This window comes from Flammeovirga yaeyamensis (assembly GCF_018736045.1).
Lineage (GTDB): Bacteria > Bacteroidota > Bacteroidia > Cytophagales > Flammeovirgaceae > Flammeovirga > Flammeovirga yaeyamensis.
Genome location: NZ_CP076133.1, coordinates 1549201 through 1572062 on the forward strand (window position 1 = coordinate 1549201; position 22862 = coordinate 1572062).

24 protein-coding genes are annotated in these 22862 nt (G+C 30.7%); 8 read left to right on the forward strand and 16 right to left on the reverse strand.

Annotation, left to right across the window (positions count from 1 at the left end; genetic code table 11):
* Positions 1-122: 122 nt before the first annotated feature.
* The 4 genes from KMW28_RS25970 to KMW28_RS25985 are packed head-to-tail and all read right to left on the reverse strand — an operon-like array spanning position 123 to position 4086.
* Positions 123-1325, reverse strand: coding sequence for a glycosyltransferase (locus tag KMW28_RS25970; protein WP_169663817.1), 1203 nt, complete (start codon positions 1323-1325; stop codon positions 123-125).
* Positions 1322-2221, reverse strand: a complete 900-nt coding sequence (locus tag KMW28_RS25975) for a glycosyltransferase (protein ID WP_066215046.1) — start codon at positions 2219-2221, stop codon at positions 1322-1324. Before KMW28_RS25975 ends, KMW28_RS25970 begins: the two co-directional genes overlap by 4 nt.
* Complete coding sequence (locus tag KMW28_RS25980) at positions 2221-3009, reverse strand: class I SAM-dependent methyltransferase (protein WP_169663818.1); 789 nt, start codon at positions 3007-3009, stop codon at positions 2221-2223. Before KMW28_RS25980 ends, KMW28_RS25975 begins: the two co-directional genes overlap by 1 nt.
* 6 nt (positions 3010-3015) lie before the next feature.
* The gene (locus KMW28_RS25985) at positions 3016-4086 is read right to left on the reverse strand and encodes a glycosyltransferase family 4 protein (RefSeq protein ID WP_169663819.1); all 1071 of its coding nucleotides are present in this window, start codon (positions 4084-4086) and stop codon (positions 3016-3018) included.
* 228 nt (positions 4087-4314) lie between these two features.
* On the opposite strand from KMW28_RS25985, the gene KMW28_RS25990 reads away from it, so the two are divergent.
* The 6 genes from KMW28_RS25990 (at position 4315) to KMW28_RS28670 (ending at position 12230) form a co-directional block, all read left to right on the forward strand.
* Positions 4315-4968, forward strand: coding sequence for a TolC family protein (locus KMW28_RS25990; RefSeq protein WP_066215053.1), 654 nt, complete (start codon positions 4315-4317; stop codon positions 4966-4968).
* A gap of 10 nt (positions 4969-4978) precedes the next feature.
* Entirely contained in the window at positions 4979-7141 is a 2163-nt protein-coding gene (locus KMW28_RS25995; protein WP_215585909.1) for a GumC family protein, read from the forward strand.
* Between the two features lies 1 nt (position 7142).
* Complete coding sequence (locus KMW28_RS26000) at positions 7143-8357, forward strand: glycosyltransferase (RefSeq protein ID WP_169663821.1); 1215 nt, start codon at positions 7143-7145, stop codon at positions 8355-8357.
* On the forward strand, positions 8350-9873 hold the full coding sequence (locus tag KMW28_RS26005) for an O-antigen ligase family protein (RefSeq protein WP_169663822.1): 1524 nt from the start codon (positions 8350-8352) through the stop codon (positions 9871-9873). The genes KMW28_RS26000 and KMW28_RS26005 overlap by 8 nt, the downstream gene beginning before the upstream one ends.
* Entirely contained in the window at positions 9848-10954 is a 1107-nt protein-coding gene (locus tag KMW28_RS26010) for a glycosyltransferase family 4 protein (RefSeq protein ID WP_205958165.1), read from the forward strand. The genes KMW28_RS26005 and KMW28_RS26010 overlap by 26 nt, the downstream gene beginning before the upstream one ends.
* A gap of 130 nt (positions 10955-11084) precedes the next feature.
* Complete coding sequence (locus KMW28_RS28670) at positions 11085-12230, forward strand: sugar transferase (protein ID WP_169663823.1); 1146 nt, start codon at positions 11085-11087, stop codon at positions 12228-12230.
* 35 nt (positions 12231-12265) lie between these two features.
* Here the strand turns inward: KMW28_RS28670 and rlmF are convergent, their stop codons facing one another.
* From rlmF to KMW28_RS26040, 5 genes are all read right to left on the reverse strand, one after another.
* Positions 12266-13135, reverse strand: coding sequence for a 23S rRNA (adenine(1618)-N(6))-methyltransferase RlmF (rlmF, locus tag KMW28_RS26020; protein ID WP_169663824.1), 870 nt, complete (start codon positions 13133-13135; stop codon positions 12266-12268).
* 72 nt (positions 13136-13207) lie between these two features.
* On the reverse strand, positions 13208-13651 hold the full coding sequence (locus KMW28_RS26025; protein ID WP_158297885.1) for a hypothetical protein: 444 nt from the start codon (positions 13649-13651) through the stop codon (positions 13208-13210).
* A gap of 98 nt (positions 13652-13749) precedes the next feature.
* Positions 13750-14184, reverse strand: coding sequence for a DoxX family protein (locus KMW28_RS26030; protein ID WP_183363938.1), 435 nt, complete (start codon positions 14182-14184; stop codon positions 13750-13752).
* A gap of 105 nt (positions 14185-14289) precedes the next feature.
* Complete coding sequence (locus KMW28_RS26035; protein WP_066215070.1) at positions 14290-14805, reverse strand: DUF4870 domain-containing protein; 516 nt, start codon at positions 14803-14805, stop codon at positions 14290-14292.
* A gap of 104 nt (positions 14806-14909) precedes the next feature.
* The gene (locus KMW28_RS26040; RefSeq protein WP_169663825.1) at positions 14910-15398 is read right to left on the reverse strand and encodes a hypothetical protein; all 489 of its coding nucleotides are present in this window, start codon (positions 15396-15398) and stop codon (positions 14910-14912) included.
* Between the two features lie 151 nt (positions 15399-15549).
* Here KMW28_RS26040 and KMW28_RS26045 point away from each other — a divergent pair, with 151 nt between their 5' ends.
* The gene (locus tag KMW28_RS26045; protein ID WP_169663826.1) at positions 15550-16029 is read left to right on the forward strand and encodes a GtrA family protein; all 480 of its coding nucleotides are present in this window, start codon (positions 15550-15552) and stop codon (positions 16027-16029) included.
* Here KMW28_RS26045 and KMW28_RS26050 read toward each other — a convergent pair.
* Positions 16026-16781 (reverse strand): hypothetical protein, encoded by a 756-nt coding sequence (locus KMW28_RS26050; RefSeq protein WP_169663827.1) that lies wholly within the window; start codon positions 16779-16781, stop codon positions 16026-16028. The genes KMW28_RS26045 and KMW28_RS26050 overlap by 4 nt on opposite strands.
* A gap of 46 nt (positions 16782-16827) precedes the next feature.
* Positions 16828-17214 (reverse strand): response regulator, encoded by a 387-nt coding sequence (locus KMW28_RS26055; RefSeq protein ID WP_066215078.1) that lies wholly within the window; start codon positions 17212-17214, stop codon positions 16828-16830.
* Between the two features lie 332 nt (positions 17215-17546).
* Between KMW28_RS26055 and KMW28_RS26060 the strand changes: the two genes are divergently transcribed.
* Entirely contained in the window at positions 17547-19979 is a 2433-nt protein-coding gene (locus KMW28_RS26060) for a M1 family metallopeptidase (RefSeq protein WP_169663828.1), read from the forward strand.
* Between the two features lie 59 nt (positions 19980-20038).
* Here KMW28_RS26060 and KMW28_RS26065 read toward each other — a convergent pair whose 3' ends face one another.
* From KMW28_RS26065 to KMW28_RS26085, 5 genes are all read right to left on the reverse strand, one after another.
* Positions 20039-20926, reverse strand: coding sequence for a hypothetical protein (locus KMW28_RS26065; protein WP_169663829.1), 888 nt, complete (start codon positions 20924-20926; stop codon positions 20039-20041).
* Between the two features lie 186 nt (positions 20927-21112).
* Positions 21113-21610 (reverse strand): SRPBCC family protein, encoded by a 498-nt coding sequence (locus KMW28_RS26070; protein WP_169663830.1) that lies wholly within the window; start codon positions 21608-21610, stop codon positions 21113-21115.
* A 1-nt stretch (position 21611) separates the two neighbouring features.
* A complete protein-coding gene (locus KMW28_RS26075) occupies positions 21612-21773 on the reverse strand; it encodes a Lacal_2735 family protein (RefSeq protein ID WP_158297888.1) in 162 nt (53 codons plus the stop codon).
* 4 nt (positions 21774-21777) lie between these two features.
* Positions 21778-22473, reverse strand: a complete 696-nt coding sequence (locus KMW28_RS26080) for an SDR family NAD(P)-dependent oxidoreductase (RefSeq protein ID WP_169663831.1) — start codon at positions 22471-22473, stop codon at positions 21778-21780.
* A gap of 89 nt (positions 22474-22562) precedes the next feature.
* Positions 22563-22856, reverse strand: coding sequence for a thiamine-binding protein (locus KMW28_RS26085; protein ID WP_205958166.1), 294 nt, complete (start codon positions 22854-22856; stop codon positions 22563-22565).
* Positions 22857-22862: the final 6 nt, after the last annotated feature.

Sequence of the window (22862 nt, forward strand, 5' to 3'; positions counted from 1 at the left end):
ATCTTCTAATAACTGATGAAGAAGCAACATTATGGACAAAAGGATTCCAAAAAAGTTTTACCCATAACCTCGGTCTATAGTTACGAACTATACAGGAATGCATTATTTTTTTTAATGCTGGGTTATTCTTTATCGTTTGCTTTATTTTTTGCATCATCTTCAATAATAGATATGAAATCTTTCGCTCTGTGTGTCCAATCGTTGGATAAAGCAAATTGTCTTCTTTGATCAATTTCTTCTTCTGTAGCAGAACATTGGTTAATTCCTTCATAGAAATCGTCTTCATTTTCAAAGGAAATTGTCATTCCTTTAAATGTTGATAAATCAGTAAAATTGGTAGTTAATACAGGTTTCCCAAGACTTAAGTATTCATTTATCTTTAGAGGATAGATACAACGTGTTAACTCATTAATGACAAATGGTATCATACATATATCTGCATAATAAAGATAATGAGGAACTTCAGTAGCTAACTTTGGACCCAAGAAATGAACATTAGGCTCTTCTCTTAATTCTTTACCTGCAAATTCTCTTTCGTTGATAGGACCAATAAAAATAAACTGCAGATTTCTATCTTTTTGAGCAATTTTCTTTAATAACGGATAATTAATTCTTAGGCCTAAATTACCTACGTAAACGACTTTCTTTCCATTAATCTTTAAATATTCTTTTGGAACGGTATAATGATCTAATTGAAACTGAGAAAAATCAGCACCATTATGTACCACTTCTGTACTTGGGTTCAATTTCATTAAATTAAGTTTCAATTGATCTGATGTCGTAATAATTCTGTCGGCTTTTTTACTTACATCATTTTCAGCCTTTACTCCATGTTTTGCTATATATCTTTCTCCAGACATTAAATCAACACAGTGATAGATATTTAATAATGGAGGTTTCTTCTTTAAATTTAAATAGTATACGGGGTTAAATGAATTAATATAATAGTAGTCATTCACATCATAATAAGAAAGGACTTTGAAAAGCGTTTCTTTAATTATTTTATGATTAATTTTTTTAAGTAGTTCATAGATTTTCCCATTAGGCAAGAAATTAATGGGCAAAACTATTTTTGGAGTAATATTAATAAAATTGGGTAATTCACTATAAGGATTTATTACTCGTAATCCATTTTGAAATGAAGCATTTCTGAATTTCACTTCGGAATCAAAAGTTTTAGAATAGATATCTTTATAAGTAAAAGGATGATCGATATAAAATACTAACCGATCTTTAGACCACTCTTTTGCCAAAGCAAGTGATGTTGCACCGTATTTTTCATCGAAACGAGTCAACCCTTGCATGACGATTGGAAAATTTTTCATGGCGACATACTTTTCTTATAATGATCATTCATTTTTAAAAATGATGGAAGCAAAGTCACTAAATTCAACCACCAGGAGAATACCAAAGAGATACCCTGAATACATACTTTTGGTCGTTTAAAAAAGCCAAGAACATGTTTTAAAAAGTGTACTTGATGATAGAGAAATACTTCTACATAAATTGTTCTCCATGGAGATGGATTTCTATTTTTCTTGTACAATGCTTTATTCTTGTAATAAAGGGGGAACTCACTTTCAAGAATTCTCATCCTCCCTTTTAGTTTTGATAATTTCTCTTTTCGAGGTGGATGATAGATTTTCATCTCCTTTAGGAATAAAGTAGTACCTCGTTCTTTTAACCTCCATGCAAAGTCAGCGTCTTCATTATGGGCAAAAGGAAATGATTCATCAAAACCATTTAACTCTTGAAATATATCTTTTCTAAATGCTGCATTACAAGTTGGTAATGCAGGGTTGCCACTTAGATTTTCTATCTGATGAGTTAAAGGTGTAACATTTTTTTTATCAGTGTAGGTTAAACCTTCTAATCCTAACACATCCCCCCTTCTATCAAATGTAGACGAAATAGTAGTTAACCAATCTGGATCAGCCACACAATCATCATCTGTAAAAGCTAAGTATTTCCCCTTTGCCAATTCAGCTCCGGAGTTTCTTGCTTTTGCAGGTCCTGCCTGTTGTACCTCTATGATGGTCCAACGATCAAGGTGTTCGTATTTTTCTCTTAGAATTTGCACAGTGTTATCTACACATCCATCGCAAACAATAATCACCTCATATTTAGAATTATCGAAATCTTGATGCAAAATAGATTCAGTTAGCTCAACTACAAGATCCTGTCTATTATGAGTGGGTATAATCACACTAATCTCTATCATCAGGATACTTTTTGAGTATTTAAACCAATTGTTTTATCAAGTTTTCTTAATCGACTTCCAGTTAATATTTTAGAAAACATTGATCTACTTAATGCGAAAAATGCAGTAAAGAAAGAGGATAATTCTTCTTTTAACGATCGCTGAGGAAATAATTTCAACATTTGTTCCTGTGATAATGCACCGTCAAAAAACGAATTTTGATATTCATCTTCAGGATTCATCACTATTGGTAAAGAATCTTCCCACTCATACCTCACAGTCAAAATATCCGGATAAGTGGCCATTAATAATTTAAAGGCAATACTTTCTCTTGATAAGTAATAAAGAAAAAAATCACCAAAGTCTAAATGTTGCCCTATAGGGCCTACATCATCTTTTTTCTTTCCAACTATAGTATCTTCAATATCAAGAAATACCCATTCGTGTGAGCCTTTGGGAACAAGGTATTCTCCCATTAAAGAGGGCATTTCTAAATATCCTCTTTTAGCAACACGTGTCATTTCTTTAATAAATTTGACAGGATCGTCCACATGTTCTAGAACATGACAACAAATTACATAATCAAATTCGTTGTCTTCAAAAGGTAGATTCTCCCCATCCGCAAGTAGAAATTTCTGACCTTTTCTTACTACAATATCACCGGCTCTGTGTCCATTATTATTGTTGTCGTATTTATCTACAATTAGGTTTGCTCTTGGATGAGGATTGTGTCCTCCTCCTATTTCAAGCACCGACCAATTTGGGTCAATATTCAAACTGAAACGGTCTTTAGGTACTCTTAATTTCATATTATATTATGATTGATAATGGTTTAACAATTCGTTTACGGTATTCTCCCAAGTAAATTTCTTCGCTTGTTCGATCCCTCGGTTTTCTAGGTCTTCTTTTAGTGTTTTACTTTTATATATTTTGATGACGTTTTGAGCCATTAATTCTGGGTTAGGGTCTGAAAATAAAGCAGCATCTCCTAAAACTTCTGGTAAGGAAGCACAGTTACTAGAGACAACTGCAGTTCCACAGGCCATAGCTTCTAAAGGTGGAAATCCAAATCCTTCATATAATGATGGAAAAAGGAAACAATCCGCTTCTGCTAAAAATGATCGTTTTTCATCATCTGGAATAAAACCTGAAAACTTCACGCTTTTAATATTATACTTTTCTACCAAAGTAGGAAGAGGTGTTAAATCAGCTTTTCCAGATCCTATTTCCATTAAAAAGGGAATATTTTCTTTTTCAAGAATCCTCGCTACTTCTATTAAAGCAGTGGCATTTTTATGAGCAACACCTAAACCACCTATATATCTGATGGTAAATATTTTGTTTTCTTTTTTCTCTTTATTGGGGAATAAATCATTATGATTAATCCCATTATAAACCACCTTGACTTTTTTCTCAGCTACACCTGTGTGCTTGATGATATCTTTCTTCGAGAAATGTGAAACAGTAAATATGATATCTGATTTCTCGATACTTTGTTTCAACTGGAAACGATAATATTTGTCTTGAAACCAATTTAAATGAGCACAAGCTATGGGTATTACATCATGTATAGTGACAAAGTTCTTGTGTCCCTTAGCTTTATTGGAATATATCAAAGCTGTAAAGGCATCAATGTTATCCGCATGGAAAACATCGCTTTTCGTTCCTAAATGGTCTAAGTGTTTTTTCAGATAAAATGGAGCAACATAATTTCTTAGGTTTCTTAGTGATCTATGTGGAAAGGCTAATGTATATTCATTAGGGTTTCCTTTTCTATGTAATTGTACCTTGATGTCCTTAGAAAGTAGTTTTTGGGCGATTAATTCTGAGTATTGACCAATCCCACATCCTCTTTCTACACACGACAACCACTCAATGGATTTCATAGCATTAAAAAAAAGTTCAATTAAAATTTAGGGAAGAATTTTGTATATCACCTTATTTAAACCCAATAATTAAATAAGTTATTCGAATAGTGAAAATAGTTCCATTACAGTAGAAAATATGTGTTTTTGTACTATTTAAACAATATCATATCACTATTAAAATTAAATATATAAAGAGTCTGTATAAGCGACATTTATTAGTATTTTTATATAAACCGTTGCTCGTTTATGATCAAAACATTCGCTATATCAATTGTTTTGTTGAGTATAACCCATATTTTTTGTCAAGCTCAGAATAGACCTATTTATCAAGACACTCAAATCGACTCTCTGACTTATATAGGGCTTGAAAACAACTACTTATTGAAAGCAAAAGAAATGGAAGTGGGGATTGCGAAACAAAATTTAGCTTCTGCTAGGAAAAGTTGGATGTCTACATTCAGTTTTCAAGTAAGTACGTTCCGATATTCAAATACAGGTACTGTCACACAAGTGGCTGCCTTTAATGATTTAGGAGTCGGGCTTTCTATTGACTTGTTTACAATCACCTCACTTAATAATAGAATTCGAAAAGCAGAATTGGAAGTGGTAAAAAATGAAATGCAATATCAAAATCAGCTAAAAATTGTAAAGAGAGAGTATATCCAAATTTACTCAGCCTATTTAAAAGCCACCGAACAATTAAAAATTTTCACTGAACAAGAAATAAGTCAAAAAGAGCTATTACAAATCGTGAAGGATAAATTATTAAGGGGGGAAGCTAAAATAGAAGAATACCTACTTATAGAGCAACGTCTTCACGAAACAAGAGTGGCAAAAATTGAGGCCGAAGTTAGTGCAGCTTTAGCACAACACGAAATAGAACTACTTATTAGCGAGTAATACCAGAACATTGCAAAATCTCATCTACATATTAAAAACAACAGTAAAGAACATACATCTTTGGATGGGTATTCCAGTGATTGTGTGTGTCATTCTGTTTAATACAATGAGTGATTTCAAAATGTACGAATCAAAAGCTAAACTTCAATTTGAATTAAATACGGATGGTAGTCTTTCATTAACATCAAAGTCGCTGCAGTTATTTGAAATAGGTTTGATGTTTACAGATCTTTTAGAGATAGCTCGTATCAAAAGAGTGATGGAAAACCTTCAATTAAATATTTTAATACATTCATTTAAAACAGATAAACTATATAAAATCAATTTAATAAATGATTTATATACAAAAGAAGAACTGATTTCAAGAGCTGAATATTTATTAGAAAATTTCCAGACTTTAAACATGCAAAGACCCATTGATGTGGTCATCAATAATACAATGATTAAAAATAATCTGGGTGTTGAAGATTTAAGTAAGCGGTTTTCTATTAGTAGAATCGGAAGTAGTAAATACATTAATGTTTCTGTAGAAGATAAAGATCCTTATGCAGCTAAATTTATTATTGATATTTTAACTAAAGCATGGATTAAAGAATATAGATATGAAGTAAAGCAACGCTATAAAGATAAATCAGAAAGCATTGCTGCTTCATGTGATCGAGCTCATGATGAGTTATTGATGTTGTACGATTCATTAAGAGACTTTCAGAGAGATCAGAATGTAATTGATATTGAAGCAACTAAGAAATTCATTATTGATAGAAGTGCAGAACTAAAAAAGGAAATATCTAAAGGGAAGAAGGAATTAGCCTCTGATAAATCGAGTATTGATTTTTTAGGAAATACACTAGAAAATAAAAAAGACTTCGGTTTCAAATCAGAATCTGATGAAATACACTTGAGTATTATGCAACTAAAAGATTCTTTAAGAAAGCTACAACAAGAAAGAGAATACAATGCATATAACTTAGAAAAGTTGCCTTCTGATTATTTAGACAGAATTGACGCGAAAATTAGTCGCATAGAAATTAGAATTAATGCACAGTTATCAAAGTCTATTAGCAGTACCACTTATGATCCTAGTTTGACAAAACAATCTATTGTCAATAAATATATTCAAGATCAGATAAACTATGTAAAACTAGAAGCATCTGTAAAAACGCTTGAAAATGAATTATATGAATTGAATAATAGATCAAGAAATAACATTGAAATCATTGCAAACATTGTCAAACTTGAAGGCCAAATTGAAACAAAAGAAAAGTATTATCTCAACCTTTTAGAGAAAAAACATTTTGCTGAACTGTTAGAGAAAGAATCGGGTAATAATTTATTTGTTGTAGAAAATGCCAATTTCCCTATCAAGCCCAAAAGCTCAAAGAGAGGATTGATTATCGTAGGAGCTTCTATGGGTAGTATGATTTTAATACTTGTCATTGTGGTTTTAAGAATCATATTTGATGCTAAACATCATTTACCTTTTCAAATTGAGAAGGAATCTAAAATTCCGATTATCGCTTCCATCTATTTATTACCTCATCTTGATTATTTGAGAAGGTTTAAACCAAAATTTGTCAGTAAACTACAAGTTTGGCGACAAGAATATAAAAGAAAACAAGTTCACTCTCAAAACATAGATTCAAGAAAATATTTAAGGAGATTAATTCTTGATCTAGATGATAACGGAAAAAATATTATTTCGTTTGTAGGTGCTAGATCCAATCACGTAACACTACATACATTACTTGAACTTCAGAGGATGTTTGATAGGACAAATCTCAAATCACTAATCATATATAATGATTGGTTTACTCCTTTACCAAAAACAGGTAATGATTTTAAAAGGTTGGAATTCAAAAATAGAGATCAGTTTACAGAAAGTGGAATTTTAGATTTATCACAAGAAGAAGTATCTCCTTACGATTTATTATTACCTGATGATTGGTTTAAGCTGTTAGTCAAACTCAGGAAGCAATACAATTATATTATGATTATTACTCCCCCGACACATAAGTCGACAATATGGCATGAGTGGTTAAACTTAACCTCTGATGTTTTTTACGTTTATGAGTTACACGAAACATTTGATGAAGAAGATGCTAAAAATCAGGACTATTTGATAGAACAGCATTGCAATATTTTTGGTGGACTTTTAACCTCTACAGTAAAATAAGATGAGTTTATTATTTCATTATACATACTTAATACTTGGTAGCTTTATCCTTTTCTATTGTGTTTACTTAATGTTTACACTCATCATAGGCTCTTTGTATAAAAGAAAAGCAAAGCCACAGAATATCTCATTGGATGATCGATGGATTATTTATATCCCTGCATATAAAGCCAATAACACATTAATTGATGCTTTAGATGCTATAGAAAAATATCCTCCTAAAGTTCCCTATATGACTGTTGTTTTATTTCAGCATTGTGATCAAAAAATCATGAATGCAGTGCATGAAAGGAAAATTTTTGCTTTGGAAAAGACTTTCGATTCAAATTTAGGGAATACATACATTCAGGCGTTAAAATTTACATGTGATGAATTTGTTGAAGAAAAAGTGATTGCAGAATTTAAAGCAAATCACGTGATATTGTTAGATAAGGATAATGTTGTTTCCCCTACTTTTTTTGATGAAATCGAATTATTCAGAAAAGAAGGTTTCAACTACATTCAAGGGAAAAGATCTGCATTAAATAGTCAAAATGCCGTGGCTAGTTATGATCTCATATCAGAAAATCTAAACAATGTATCTTTAAGAAACTATAAATCAGCTATGGGATGGAATCCGGAACTTACTGGAAGTGCATTTATCGTTCAAATAGATTGGTTTATAAAAGGAATAAAAAAATTAAGTCTCAAAAACCCAGGAATGGACAAAAACTTATTTCTTGAATGGCTTTTGGATAAAGAAAAATTAAATGGGATTTATGCTTCAGACGCGATTGTCTACGAAGAGAAAACAGATGATATAGAAGTTTTACAACAACAACGATCAAGATGGTTTGCAGAGCAATACATGACCGCTTTTGCTTTTTTACCAAGATTGCTGAAAAAAATATTCTTCGGTTTGAGCATTGAGGCCTTAGATTATACCATCTCAATTCTTCGACCACCTAGAAGTATCTTGATGTTGTTGACTCCCTTACTCTTTATTGTCGAAATCATATTCTTCAATCAATATCTATTATTTACGTATGCATTTGGTTGTTTAATTCTTGGAGCAACTTTCTTCTTATCATTGAATGGTTTACTACCCTCATTTTTTCAATTAATGGGGAGATTCCCAATGCTAATATGGAGTAACTGTAAGAGTTTGTTTAGCATTTTCCAAGGTAAAGCAAAAGGTAATTTTATTCATACAGAAAGGAAAAATTCAGATGAGTAAAGGAACATTAATAGGAATATTCAGTGTAATCATCGCATTACTTATATCATTAGGTATTGCTCACCTAGCCAATAATGTGAATTGGGGTTTAGGTGTGGCGATTGCTGTAATGAGTATTGCTATACCTTTCCTATTATCATTGTTCTTTTATGCTAGAATGAGTATCTATTTCTATATCTTTCTAAGCATATTTATTGGTATACCTCTTAAAATGAATATCCCTGCTCCTATAGGTTTAGGGTTTGATTTTGCGATAATGTTTACCATTCTGGGACATCTTTATAAATGTGGAGAAATGAAAGACTATGCTTCTACATTTAAAGTGCCTATGATGTATCCAATTGCAGGATGGATCTGTTGGAACATTATACAGGTAGCTAATCCAAGTGCTGCATCTAGAGTGGCTTGGTTCTTTGTAATGAGGCCTTACGTTTTATATCCTTTATTGTACTTCATTGTCTATTACTATTTTAAGACTATTGATGATCTGAAATCATTAATATTTTTTATGTTTGGCTGTTGTTACTTTAGTGGCTTGTGGGGAGTAATTCAAAACATTAATGGCTATTTCCCTTTCGAAATGGCATGGGTGTTTGCTAACGATGCCAAGCACCTCGTATATATTTCAGGACGATGGAGAGTTTTTGGTACATTGGCTTCTCCAGCTCATTTTGGTATGTTGATGGCCATAATTATTGTGATGGGAGTTTTCCTGCTTCCATTATATAACATGAGGAAAAAGATCTTTATTATTATTGGAACCATTATCTGTTTACCTGCCTTAGTTTGGTCAGGTACCCGTTCTGGTATTGCATTAGTTGTCGTAATTGTTGCAATTGTTGTAGCACTTTGGGGGAATACGAAAGTTTATATGGCTGGAGCTGTTTTCGCTGTATTTTTTATTATTCTAATCAATACTCCAACAGATAATTATCATATTCAAAGAATACAATCCACCTTCGCAGGGTCGAAAGATACATCATACAAAGAAAGAGAAGAAAATAGACATGCCATGTATCCTTGGATTTTTGCCCATCCTTTAGGTGGTGGTTTAGGAAGTACAGGTGTTTGGGGAGTACGATTTTCCCCAGGAACAATGTTGGCTAACTTTGCTCCCGATTCTGGACATTTAAGAGTTATGGTAGAAGCCGGTTGGCTTGGCCTTATTGTTTATTCTACCATATTTATATCATTTATCTATTATTTCCTCACTCAGACCCAATTTTGGCGTCTTGATAATACAGAATTAAAAGTTCTATTACTATCTCTTTATGCAACATTGGCATCAATTATAGTAGTAGAACAAGCACAAGACGTTAACGGTATTTTACCCTTTAATATACTGATGTGGATATGGATTGCCATGTTGATGCGCACAATAGAACACATCCAAAAGTATTTTAAAGACAAAAATGAGCGATTACAAAACGAAGAAAACGAACGTCTGAGAATAATTGATGAAAAACGAAAAATAAAACTTGCCCGATATAATGAAAAATTCAATGCAAATTCCTAGTGATATCACCTTAGCTTGTTGCCAACATTTTAATTCAGGTATAGGAAGGTATAGTTATATGTTAGGAGAATCTTTAAGGGAATTAAAAAGCAATGTTAAACTCTATAAAGTATATAAACCTAACCATACAGATGTAGATTATCATAAACATAAATGGATTAAAAAAATCCCATATCGATCCTTTAGAGGATTACACTCCTATATTTTACCCTATTTTATACATCAAAAAATTAAGAGCACACCCAAAGATCAAATAATACATGGGCATTGGTTTTTATCTGGATTAGCGGCATCGTATACTCCAAATCCTGTTGTAGTTACCATGCATGATGTTTCATTGTTACATATAACAGAAGCAGATAAATGGTTTACGGGGTATTACAAATGGGCTATCAATCGATTTAAAGAAAGAAGAACTCCCATTATTGTTGTTTCTAATAATGCCAAGATGGATACAATAAAATATGCGAATTACCCTGAAGAATTAATTTATGTGAGTAAAGGTTTTCTAAATTTCAATCAGTTCTTTTATGATGATACGGTAATAAAGGACAAAGATAAATTTACGATAATATATACAGGAGGCCTCGGGGGACGAAAAAATGTTGGTTTACTTTTACATGCAATGAAAGTAATTGAAAAAAAATACCCTCATGTCTTTTTAAAAATTGCAGGTGCACATCCGGAATACACTAATTATCCAGCAATTGCGAAAGAATTAGGGTTACAAAATATTGAATTCAGTGGGTTTATTCCCGATGAAAAATTAAATCAATTTTATAATGAAGCAGATTTATTTGTTTTCACCTCTTTATATGAGGGATTTGGATATACACCTTTAGAAGCTATGGCTGCGAAACTTCCTGTAATTAGTACGAAAGGAGGTTCATTAACAGAAATTGTAGGTAAAGGAGGAACATTAGTAGAGTATAATGTTATGGATATGATAGAAAAAATCACCCATTACATAGAGAATGAAAAAGAAAGAAAACAACAAGCAGAATTGGGTTATGAGTGGGTAAAACAGTACACAAGAAAGAATTCATTGGAAGAAACGATAAAAGCATATAATTTTTACTAACTCCACTGAATGTAAATAATTGTTATCACTCGGAACTTGAGTGAAAAAATATTAAAATATTCTGAACTGAATCCTTTCATGATCTGTTATCTAAGCGAAACATCATGATTCAAACCCAATATCAATCGGTATGACCAAAAGAATATTACTATTAGATGATGATAAGTTCATGCAGAATTTTGTCAGTACTCTTCTATCTACAAGCTATGAAGTAAATTGTTACAGTACTATTGCTGACGCTTATGATCAATTAGAAAAAAACAACTATCATTTAGTTATAACAGATTTGAATTTAACTAATGAAAGTGGTGAAAACTTTATAAAGCAAATTAAAAAGCAACCAAAATTTGCTCATCTTCCTATAATCACTTTATCAGGAGAAGACTCTTCTGATAAAAAGTTTGAGATTTTGGAACTTGGAGTTGACGATTATGTGGTTAAACCTTTCTTACCAAAAGAATTATTACTTAGAGTAAAAAATATTCTTCGTAAATACGATAAATGGATAAGTAAGGATGATACCAAAATAGTTGATATACCCAAAAAGAAATTAGATATAAAAAAAAACTTCTATCTTATTTCCAAAAGGTCAATTGATATAATAGGGTCATTTGTCCTTCTTACTTTATTATCACCCTTATTTTTAATTGTTGCTATAGCCATTAGATTAGAATCAAAAGGACCCATTTTTTATATTTCAAGACGGATTGGAAAAAACTACAATGAAATACCATTCTTGAAATTTAGATCTATGAAGGTAAATGCAGACCACTTGGTGAAAGATTTACAAGAAGTGAATACTTATGGTGATGAGGAAGAAGTTGCTCCAGAAAATATACCTCAAGGAGAATTGTTACATGGAGATAACGGCTTTAAAATTTGCGAGAATCAACACAAATTTGATAATAGTACATCCACTTTCTTTAAATTACAAAACGATCCAAGAGTAACAAAAGTAGGTGCAATTATTCGTAAGACATCTATTGATGAATTACCTCAGTTAATCAATGTATTGTTAGGTCATATGTCTTTAGTTGGCAATCGTCCGTTACCAATTTACGAAGCAGAGCAGCTTACAAAAGACTATTCAGTTGGTAGGTTCGCTGGAGCTGCTGGTATTACTGGAGTATGGCAAGTAGCAAAGTCTAAAGAACCATTTATGTCTGAAGAAAGAAGAATAAAACTAGATGTTCAATATGCACAGAATAAAAGTATATTCAAGGATATCTCATTAATATATAAAACACCATTAGCAATGGTACAAAAAGAAGAATAAACACAAAAGCAGGTCATATGACCTGCTTTTTTATATTACTTTAGAAGGAAAGACCATGCTATAAATCGACTCTTCTTCTGACCTTGGTTCATATCTACAATTCGTATATTGGCTTTTAGTTTCCGAATAGTTTTATTTAATTCAGATACATGAGCCTGTTGTGATACTAAAGTCGTAAACCAAACTACTTGATCTTTATATTTAACACTCTCCTTCATCATGTTTTTTATAAACTGTAGTTCTCCCCCCTTTACCCACAATTCATTCTTCAGTCCACCAAAGTTTCTATCCTTCAAATTTTCTTGGTTGAGATTTTTATTTTTTCGAGTAGTAGCAGACTCAGCTTCTTCTTTGCTCTTATAGAAAGGAGGATTACACATTGTAAATGCAATTCGGTCTCGTTCTCCAATGATATCATCAAATATTTTGGTGGGGTTATTTTGTTTCTTAAGATGAATCTTACTGATAGGTATCTTGTTATCTTTCAATAATTTTACCCCGTTTTCTAATGCTCTTTCATCAATTTCTGAAGCCAAGAACTTCCATTTAAATTGACTCACTCCCAATAAAGGGTATATCATATTGGCTCCGGTACCAACATCTAATCCTTTGATATCTTTTGGAGTGAGTTTAGTTGTTTCATTTAATAGATCATTTATTCCTAATAAATAGTCTAACCTACCTGGTACAGGTGGACAGAGATATCCTTCAGGAATATCCCAATGATTAATTTTATAATGTGCTTTTAAAAGGGCTCTATTTAATAATTTGACAGCTATTGGATCATGAAAATTAATACTTTGTTTTCCTCCTTTGGTAATGACGATATGAGACGTTATTTCGGGTATAGCATTTTGTAAAAGTTCAAATTGATAACCGGTCTTATGTATATTTTTAGGATGCATATATTTTAAATTTATGCGAATATAAAAAAAGCATTGATCTCTCAATGCTTTTCTTTTAAATATCTATTGATACTATTTTTTTTCATCAGTAATAACTGAGAAAGTTCTATCATATTCTGGGAAATATTTCCTTGTCCTAACATCTACAATATTTTTAGTATCATTGTATACAACAACATGTAATGTAAACTCATCATTTACATTGTAATATACATTAGTTAATTGTCTTGTTCTTTTAACTGCTTTTAAAGTTAAAGATCTAACACCATCTTTAAAATACATTACAATATTATTGTTCTGTGGATTATAAATGTAATCCATAGCACCTTCTTCTTCGATTTTTAAATATGTATTTAGTTCCTGATGAATTTCAGATTGATTCGTAAGTTCTTTTCCAATATTGTTATTTTTTGTCACTGAATCTTCCGATTTTAGATGAGCATTATTTCTTTCATTTGCGTTAACTAAACCCATAGTTAATAGCAATATAACGAGGAATGTGAATGTTTTTTTCATTTTACTATAGATTAGCTTAATATCAATTACATATTATCTTACGATATTTTAACACGTATTGTCTGTAAATTCATCATTCCGTTAATACTTATTAAGATTTATTCTGAATATTTCTTAAAATAGTATTGATCAAATGATTTAAATCCTCCACCCTTATAGATTAAAAATAAGCTTCCCATAAACATACAAAGATCTGTTCTAGATCCATGCATCATTGCCCAAAAGCCAAATTCATCGAAAACAGATACTTTTGTTGTAAAGAAAGCAGCAGTAATTAATAATAAAGTAGTAACTGATGAAATACGTGTAAATAGCCCAAAAAGTAAAAGTAATCCAAAGAAGATTTCTATACTTCCAATAAAGTACCCAAAAAGGTCTGGAAAAGGGAATCCTAATTCTTCAAATCTTCCTGTGCCTCTTTCATTAGGGAATAAAAATTTCTGAATGCCTTCAGAAGTAAAAACAATACCGACCATTAAACGTATCAATCCTGTACCGTAATCATCTGAGGTTTTTAAAAGATGGTTCTTCATGTTAATAAATTCAGGTAAGTAAATTTAAAAAACACTTGAGCAAAATAATAATATACACATTTGATAATTAGATATATACAAAAGAATCTTATTACAATGAGATAATTATTTATAGATACTCAAAAATTTAAAACTAGAATAACCAAGGTTAAAAATAAGTAATACTGTTAATGAGAACCACAACGATAAAGGTTCATATACATTTACACCATATTTAAAATTATAAATGATGAGTAGTATAAAAATAAAGGATGTTATTACAGACCATATTAGTTGAAAATTCACAAACTTATTCCCTTCTGAACGAACTTTAGAAGATAAGTTTAAATGAACAGACATAAAATATGACGGTCCTATTATATTCCCAAATGGAATAATGAACATACTTAATACAGATAGATAGATCTTTGAGAGTTGCTTTCTATCTAATTCCTCACTTGTAATCAGTTCCTCTTTGTTGACATCCAATACAGTTGATATTTTTAATAAGTCGTTTTCAGTTGGTATAATGACATTATTTTCTATCATTTGAATGTGCCAAAGGGGTAATGTAGATCGTTGTGATAAAGATTTTTGGGTAAGACCTTTAGAAAATCTTATGCTTCGAATATAATTATTCATCTGACTTAGATAAATATGAGTTAGTTATTTTTTTGTATGGCAATATAAATTTATTATTTATTTCTGTAAATAACCTAGTAATTCGAGCTTTTTCTTAAAAAAAATTAATCCGTGGTATAATTGCTTTTTCTTTCTTCTCTAACTTTTTCGAATTCATGCAGTATTTGCATGATCAGGTAACGAACAATCACCATCATTAATAAACCAATAATATAACTTGAATATGTATTATATAATTCATAGTCTTCTTTAGAAATCATCTCCTTTCCATCTCTCCTACCCGTTAATCCCCAAAGGTTGTTTACACTTTTAAATTTATAGTTAGTACTTATCAAATCGGCGGCGAAAATACCTGCATACCAACCTGTTCCTGTAGCAATTATTTCTTCTATAATAAAAACTCTCCAACTCTTTTTTGAAAAATTGATTTTGGCAATATTTTTAAATACATTGATGAAACAAGTCATTATATCTTGTAGAAAATGTTTTAAATAGGTTTTATTTTCTTTATTGAATACATGAGTTATCAATAGTTGTTTAATAAATTGATAATAAACAGCACATTGATTTAAAAATTTAGTAGACGTTTTCATAATTATAGTGTTTATCAAAAAGTGATATACTCTATTCAAATTATGTTCCTATTTCATCAAAATATCTTAATTCTATAAATTATGTTATTCCTTTTCTTTTAAATTATTATATCGCTTAAAAAAAGTATATTTGTGATTCACTTATATAATTATGCGCAACTTACTAATAAGTATTATAGACTTTTTTTATAAGCCATTTCAATCTATAATGCCTTTAAAAACTTTTAGATATGCAGCTTGTGGCGGGGGAAATTTAGTCTTAGATATCTGTCTATATTATCTAGTTTTTCATGTTGTACTACATCAAGAAAATTTAGATTTGATACTATTTACGTTAAGTTCCCACATTGCGGCTTTATTTATAGTTTATCCTATCACACTAACAACGGGGTTTTTATTACAGAAATACATCACTTTCCAAGAATCAGATTTAAAAGGAAAGGTTCAATTTTTTAGATATATACAGGTCAGTTTCGGTGCTATATTTATTAATTATATTCTGATGAAAATATTTGTGGATTTACTAGGCTTTTATCCTACTCCTTCTAAAATTCTCACCGTAATTGTTTCAATTATCTATAGTTATATCTCCCAAAGTAAGTATTCTTTTAAAGTATCAGATAAAGATTAATTTGGTACTGCTAGCTTCTTTTGTAAATTTTCCCATTCATTTATAGAAGTATTATCTACAATTTTGAAATGTAAATTTTTATAGGCGTACAATACATCTGATAATCTGTTATTTACTTCTTCAGACGTTTTTGATATGTTCTTTTTATCAAAATGATATTGATAAATAATACATTGCTCATTTATAAGAAGAGAACTAATTGCTTCATAATTACTTTGGTAAATCTCTAAAAATTCTTCGACTGCCTTTTTAATATTATTCTTACGCATCACGGATTGATGATCACTCTCTATATACTTTTCAATTTCAACTTTTAACTCTTCGAAGATTTCTTTTTTCTTCGCAAAGCTTTTTTCTTCTTCTTCAAGGTACTTTTCCATTTCTCCTTTTATCTCATCAGAAATAAGTTTCCATTCTTCCATATTGATATGATCTTGAGAATTTCTAAGCACATTCAAATTAGTAAGTCTATATTCTTCTTTAAGCAAGAGTATATTAGTAATGATACTGTCGAATTGGACTTCGGTTGATTTATTTGTGACAAAATACAAATGAAGAAGGTTAGTCTGTTTTTTAGCTTTTTTCTGATATTCTTTTCGATAAGATTTACCTTCAGAAATGATTTTGTTTATGGCTTTTTTTGATTTCTTATTCTCTACCTTTTTATCAATAATTTTTTGATAATTGGGAATAGCAAAATCTGTAGAGGATGAAGATGAAAAAATGAGTGCAAAAAGTAAGGCCCAGATCATATGATTTTTTCTTTTAAAGATATCAAATGATCTAGACTTTTTACTATTAATTTTTATAATCTTTATTGATGAGTAAATCCCTCCGATTTAAAATATTATTTACTCTAAGATCTAATTCCTTGATTAAAAAGGGTTTTGCTATAAAATCTTCTACCCCTAATAGGTAACATTGAATTTTTTGTTCTATCTCACCTGATAAAATAATTACAGGTAATTCATCATCTAATTTTTTTATTTCATTGACAAAATCGATCCCGTTTTCACCTTCTAAATTTAAGTCAGTAATAATTAGGTCATATTTTACTTTATCAATATGTTTTGTTGCTTCATGTATGGTTTCACATAAAGTTAATTTATGCTGAAATTTAAATATTGTATAGACCAATTTTCTCATGAAAGCATTATTCTCCAAAAAAAGGATATTTTTTTTCATATAGTAGTTATCATTGGTTTCTATAAAAACATCCTCTATTTAGTAATGGTTCAAGTGAAATATTTTTTTAGATTACAATATTGATATTCATACAATTATTTAGATATAATAAATATTCCTTCATCCAAATCTTATAAATAAAAAACCATAAATATTGAAGATTCTTAAATTAACAAACTTAGTTTTCAGCAATTCATTACTACACAATACACTTCAATTCTTTATATTTATCAATAGAATCAACTCATTATTTTTTATCTAAAAGAATCCTCATGAGGTATGTTTATTTTTTTCTTTCATTATGCATTTTTTCATGTCAAAAGCCTATCGATATGGAGAGCATGATAGTTAATGGTGTATCCAAAGAATTGGCAGAATTTCGTTATCAACAAATTAGTAATTTGAATTATGAACTTCATTTTATTTTGCCATCTGACAAAAGTAAAACTATAGATGCAACGGCTTTAATCACTTTTTCTCTTGAGAACAATGATAATCCAATAATATTGGATTTTAAAGTAGAAACACCGATAGTAAAAAACATCATTATCAATAACAAACAAGTTAATATTACGGTAGAAAAGGAACATTTAGTCGTTCCTAAAGAGTATCTTACTGAAGGTGCTAATAAATTATCTTTCCAATTTGTCGCAGGAAATCAATCGTTAAATAGAAAAGAAAATTACTTATATACATTACTGGTACCTGATAGAGCCAGGACATTATTCCCTTGTTTTGATCAACCTGATTTAAAAGCAACGTATGAATTGAGTTTGGATATTCCAGAAAATTGGAAGGCTATTGCAGGCGAATATGGAAAAACCACCTTGCAGAACAATAGAAAACTGATTCAATTCAAAAAATCTAAAAAAATCAGTACTTATCTATTTTCTTTTGTTGCAGGTGAGTTTAAAGAAGAAATTTACAACAAGGATGGATTTGAATTTCACATGCTCCATATGGAAGAGGCAGATAAAATGGCTCAAAACATAGACAAAATATTTGATCTTCATGTGAAGTCTGTTCAATGGATTAGTAATTATACAGGTATCCCACTTCCTTTTAACAAACTTGATTTTGCTTTAATTCCTCCTTTCCAGTATGGAGGAATGGAACATGTGGGGGCAATTCAATATAGAGCATCGTCTTTAATATTAGATGAAAATGCAGATGATTCTCAAAAAATGAGGCGAGCAAAACTTATTGCCCATGAAGTGGCTCATATGTGGTTTGGAAATCTAGTGACAATGAAGTGGTTTGATGATGTTTGGCTCAAGGAAGTCTTTGCTAATTTTATTGCTGCTAAGGCTGTCGCTCCAGAATATCCAAACATCGACCATCAACTGCAGTTTTATTTAGCACATCAAGATCGTGCTTATGTCGTTGATAGAACATCGGGTAGTCATCCTATACAACTGCATCTCGAGAACTTAAATATGGCTGGAACATTGTATGGTGCAATCATTTATTCTAAAGCCCCAGTAGTAATGGCTCAATTAGAATTAAATGTTGGAGAAGACGTCCTTCAAAAAGGATTACAAAATTACCTTAAAAAATATGCCTATTCTAATGCTACCTTTGATGATCTAATTCAAGAAATTTCGATTAGTTCGGGTAAAGACTTAAGTAAATGGGCAGATTCATGGGTTAAAGAGGCAGGTCAACCCAAAATTTTTCACTCTAGATTGAATACGGATTCCCTAAAAATATCTTATAACAGCCCCTATAAATCACAAATGATTGAAATCGATCAAAGGGAGATTTTTTTAAATATGAGGGATACCGTTATTGAATTATCAAAAAATAAGTTCCCATTAGATCAATCTGGAAAAGGATATGGATATTTTATAATAGATGAAGAAATTGGTTCTTTTCTAGAGAGCAACATGCAAAACTTCAATCCAACAGAAAGAGGTATAGCTTATGGTAGTATTTTCGAAAACTTTTTGAATAAGAATGTTTACTTTCCAAAGGATTACATTTCTACACTAATCCAATTTTTAAGTACTGAGAAAAATAGTCTTCTTCAACAAATGTTGCTCAGTCAATTTAAAGAAGTGTATTGGTTTAATCTTGATGAAGAAATGAGATTAAATCTTTCTGCTCAACATTTAAATCACTTTAAGCAATTGATGAAAATAGCGGATTCTAAGCCTCAGAAAACTTTCTATTTTAAGGTATTAAGTCAATTTCAGCATAAAAGATCAGAGTTTTCGTTCTTTACTCCATACCTTAAAGGAACATCAAAAGATATTAGCCTAAATGAGAGAGAGAAAGTTCATTTATATCATCATCTACGATTAGAAGGTTTACATGATGTTCAACTTTACCAAACCATTAAATCAAATCTAAAGTCAGAATATTACAGCGAATTATTTGATTACCTATTACCTACTACTTCCCAAGATACTATTCAATTACAGAAGTACATTAAAGACATCACTAAGGTGGAAAACAGGGAAAATGAAACGTGGGTAGAATATGGTTTATATTATGTAAACCATCCTTTACAAGCCGAAAAAACATTGGATTTAATTAAGCCAACTATTGAGCTTATCATTGAAATACAAAGGACAGGAGATATCTTTTTCCCTTATAATTATTTAAGAAATAGTATTGGAATGAGAACAGAGAAAGAAGTAAGAGAAACAGTTAATCGATATACTTTTAGCTTTCATACATTTAAGCATGAAATTCCATTAGACGATAAGCTATACGATAAGATTCAACAAAACCTAGACCCTGTAGAGCGAAGGTCTAATTAAAACATAACAACTCATCCCTTTCAATTTAGTTGATAAATATTCAAGGGATGAGTTGTTTTTTATATTTCTTTACTAGCAAATTGTTCTTCATTAAAAACAATTACTTTTGGATTGGTTTCTTTTACATTTTTGCTGACTACATACAAACTGTTGTCACTAGCAAAACAAACCCCTTTTCCATCAAAATTTTCGAAATGATACTCGAATTTAGGTTTCCTATTTTTAATTTCTGATAGATTATCTTTTTCATTTAAATTGAATAAATGAACACCCATTTTGGATAAGAATACTATATTATTGTATTTCTCAGAATAATCAACCGATTCTACTAATTTGAGGTTCACACAGCCAACTCTCTCCAAGGTCCCCTCTTGTTTATCCATTGATATTTTAAATATCTCAGTATTTTTCTGGGAATAAGTGAAAAAGTAGTACTCTTTATTTTTTTGATGAACCATCATAGCACGCACATCTTTCGGCTTATCTGGAAATTGATAAACATTGATACTTGGGGCTACAAAATTATCTAAAACAGAATTTTCCTTAAAAGTGTAAACTTGTATATTGTTCCTTACTTTATTTTGATCACCTATATCTCCGATGTGTATTGTATTTACACCACCTTCCTCGCTATAGGCCAAATCTTCCCATGCCAAAGAAGTACCCCTAACAAACACTTTTTTAAGTTGTTTTCCAGTGGTCACATCATACAAATAAATGTACGGATCGTTTTCAGTATTTTCTTGAACCCATATTTTTCCATAATCAGAAGATCTTACAATTCCTGTAATTTTCTCCAAATTATGAGAAAGGGGTTGTTCACTCACCTTATCGTAATTTACTATCGCGGTTGGAATTTCATTTTTATTCTCAATGGATTTACAACCAAGTTTAAACAGTAATAAGGTTAGTAATAAATAAGGTAGTTTTCTTGTGATAAAGTTCATTAATAACAGTGGTAAGCAGATTGTTTGTTAATCAAATTTATCCAATGTTTGAATAGAAAACACATTCATTTAATTTCGTTTACATTTTTAATTTCAATTAAGAAAAAAGATGCAAAACCAATTAAAAAAAGGCATAAATAACACCGTTAAAAATGTATTTATGCCTATTTTTTCTTAATTGATAATTTATCCTGCTAACCCATCTACTGATCGGACATCAGGTAATTCTCCCCACTTCTTGTTAATTACTTTTCTTCTGTATTTAAAAATTTCTTCCAATTTGTTTTCAATTACCAAAGCATTAGCAATTGCCCCCAAAGGTCCAAAAGGTGGAGCATACGTCACAATATCTTCCATTAAGACACCGTCATGTATTTCTTTTATAATATGCTGATGATGCCACAGATCATATGGTCCAATACGTTGCTCATCGACAAAATATTGTTTATCTCTAACATGAGTAATCTCAGTCATCCAATCCATTTTAATTCCTAGAAGTGGACTCACCTTGTAAGTAATAATCATCCCTTCATACATTTTATCAGGTAAATCTCCATTTGTGATATCAAACCCCATGTAATCTGGTGTTATTTCTTTAAGGTTTTTAGGTGATGAAATAAAATCCCAAACCTCGTCTATACTAGCAGCTATGCGCTGATCTTTTTTAAATTGATAAAATGCCATATTATAATTTTTCTATTTCTTTTAGTAATTGATCTGCTTCATACATTTTTAAATCGCTTTCCTTTCTGTTAGTATGCGATAATTTGTGTGCTTCTTCTAACAATTTCTTGTATCTAGCTTCCAATTTTTCTTTGGGAGATTTCTTCTTAAATAGTCCAAACATAATGCTATAGTTTTAGGGTTGATAGACCACCGTCGATATGTAAAATCTGACCGGTCATCCAACTTGATTTTTCTGATAATAAAAACTCCGTAAGGTTTGCTATATCAACAGCTTCACCTACTCTTTGCAATGGATGATTTTTCCCATTTGCTTCCTTTTTAGCTTCATCAGATAATAACTTTGATGCTAACGGTGTATCTGTTAATGATGGAGCAATGGCATTCACTCGTATTTTTGGAGCAAATTCAGCTGCCAAGGATTTAGTTAATCCTTCAATTGCACCTTTAGATATGGCTACTGAGGAATGAAATTTAAAACCTGATTGTACTGCGATTGTGGAATAAAGAACAATCGATGCGTTTCCTTTTCTTAGTGCATTCAGATTTTCTCTTATTACTTTTACTGCTCCAAATACATGTAATTGTAAATCTTTGATATACTCTTCATCAGTAATCCTTTGAAAAGGTTTGAGATTAATAGATCCAGGGCAGTATACTAAACCGTGAATCACATCGGGGAGTTCATTCAAAGATGCATTCTTATCTAATACATCGTAATGATAAAAAATTGTGCTATTAAATTTTGAGGGTGTAGTCGAATTATAAGTAGCAATTAGTTGATGATCTTCTTTTTGGGAAATAATTTCTACTAAAGCTGCTCCAATCCCTGAGCTTCCTCCTATGATCAAAATGTTTTTCATTCTATTATTGTAGGTTGATAAATGAAAAACAAGTGCCACAAAAAATTGTTTTCAAAAAAAAGAGTTCCTTTTGAGAACTCTTTCTATCATTAAACTTTTCCTATTCTTTTTTCAACTGATTCTGTTTTCGATTTTATCAACCCAGACTTGTTTTTATTGTAATCCATATTCATCACACAATAAATACGGTCTGATATTGGATCCATAATTTTATAAGCATCATCAACTACTTTTAAAAGTTCTGTAACTGTTTCTGCTTCAATGATAGTACCCATCGGACTAAACTGATAAGTTAAACCAGAATCTTTGATATGTTTTACTACTTTACTCACATATTCACCTATGTGGTCCCCTTTATCAATCGGGAAGATTGCGAAGTTCATTATAGC

Coding starts and splice junctions, on each gene's coding strand:
- KMW28_RS25970 (WP_169663817.1), bottom strand. CDS start 1,325: ATGAAAAATTTTCCAATCGTCATGCAAGGGTTGACTCGTTTCGATGAA.
- KMW28_RS25975 (WP_066215046.1), bottom strand. CDS start 2,221: ATGATAGAGATTAGTGTGATTATACCCACTCATAATAGACAGGATCTT.
- KMW28_RS25980 (WP_169663818.1), bottom strand. CDS start 3,009: ATGAAATTAAGAGTACCTAAAGACCGTTTCAGTTTGAATATTGACCCA.
- KMW28_RS25985 (WP_169663819.1), bottom strand. CDS start 4,086: ATGAAATCCATTGAGTGGTTGTCGTGTGTAGAAAGAGGATGTGGGATT.
- KMW28_RS25990 (WP_066215053.1), top strand. CDS start 4,315: ATGATCAAAACATTCGCTATATCAATTGTTTTGTTGAGTATAACCCAT.
- KMW28_RS26000 (WP_169663821.1), top strand. CDS start 7,143: ATGAGTTTATTATTTCATTATACATACTTAATACTTGGTAGCTTTATC.
- KMW28_RS26005 (WP_169663822.1), top strand. CDS start 8,350: ATGAGTAAAGGAACATTAATAGGAATATTCAGTGTAATCATCGCATTA.
- KMW28_RS26010 (WP_205958165.1), top strand. CDS start 9,848: ATGAAAAATTCAATGCAAATTCCTAGTGATATCACCTTAGCTTGTTGC.
- KMW28_RS28670 (WP_169663823.1), top strand. CDS start 11,085: ATGACCAAAAGAATATTACTATTAGATGATGATAAGTTCATGCAGAAT.
- rlmF (WP_169663824.1), bottom strand. CDS start 13,135: ATGCATCCTAAAAATATACATAAGACCGGTTATCAATTTGAACTTTTA.
- KMW28_RS26025 (WP_158297885.1), bottom strand. CDS start 13,651: ATGAAAAAAACATTCACATTCCTCGTTATATTGCTATTAACTATGGGT.
- KMW28_RS26030 (WP_183363938.1), bottom strand. CDS start 14,184: ATGAAGAACCATCTTTTAAAAACCTCAGATGATTACGGTACAGGATTG.
- KMW28_RS26035 (WP_066215070.1), bottom strand. CDS start 14,805: ATGAATAATTATATTCGAAGCATAAGATTTTCTAAAGGTCTTACCCAA.
- KMW28_RS26040 (WP_169663825.1), bottom strand. CDS start 15,398: ATGAAAACGTCTACTAAATTTTTAAATCAATGTGCTGTTTATTATCAA.
- KMW28_RS26045 (WP_169663826.1), top strand. CDS start 15,550: ATGCGCAACTTACTAATAAGTATTATAGACTTTTTTTATAAGCCATTT.
- KMW28_RS26050 (WP_169663827.1), bottom strand. CDS start 16,781: ATGATCTGGGCCTTACTTTTTGCACTCATTTTTTCATCTTCATCCTCT.
- KMW28_RS26055 (WP_066215078.1), bottom strand. CDS start 17,214: ATGAAAAAAAATATCCTTTTTTTGGAGAATAATGCTTTCATGAGAAAA.
- KMW28_RS26060 (WP_169663828.1), top strand. CDS start 17,547: ATGGAGAGCATGATAGTTAATGGTGTATCCAAAGAATTGGCAGAATTT.
- KMW28_RS26065 (WP_169663829.1), bottom strand. CDS start 20,926: ATGAACTTTATCACAAGAAAACTACCTTATTTATTACTAACCTTATTA.
- KMW28_RS26070 (WP_169663830.1), bottom strand. CDS start 21,610: ATGGCATTTTATCAATTTAAAAAAGATCAGCGCATAGCTGCTAGTATA.
- KMW28_RS26075 (WP_158297888.1), bottom strand. CDS start 21,773: ATGTTTGGACTATTTAAGAAGAAATCTCCCAAAGAAAAATTGGAAGCT.
- KMW28_RS26080 (WP_169663831.1), bottom strand. CDS start 22,473: ATGAAAAACATTTTGATCATAGGAGGAAGCTCAGGGATTGGAGCAGCT.
- KMW28_RS26085 (WP_205958166.1), bottom strand. CDS start 22,856: ATGAACTTCGCAATCTTCCCGATTGATAAAGGGGACCACATAGGTGAA.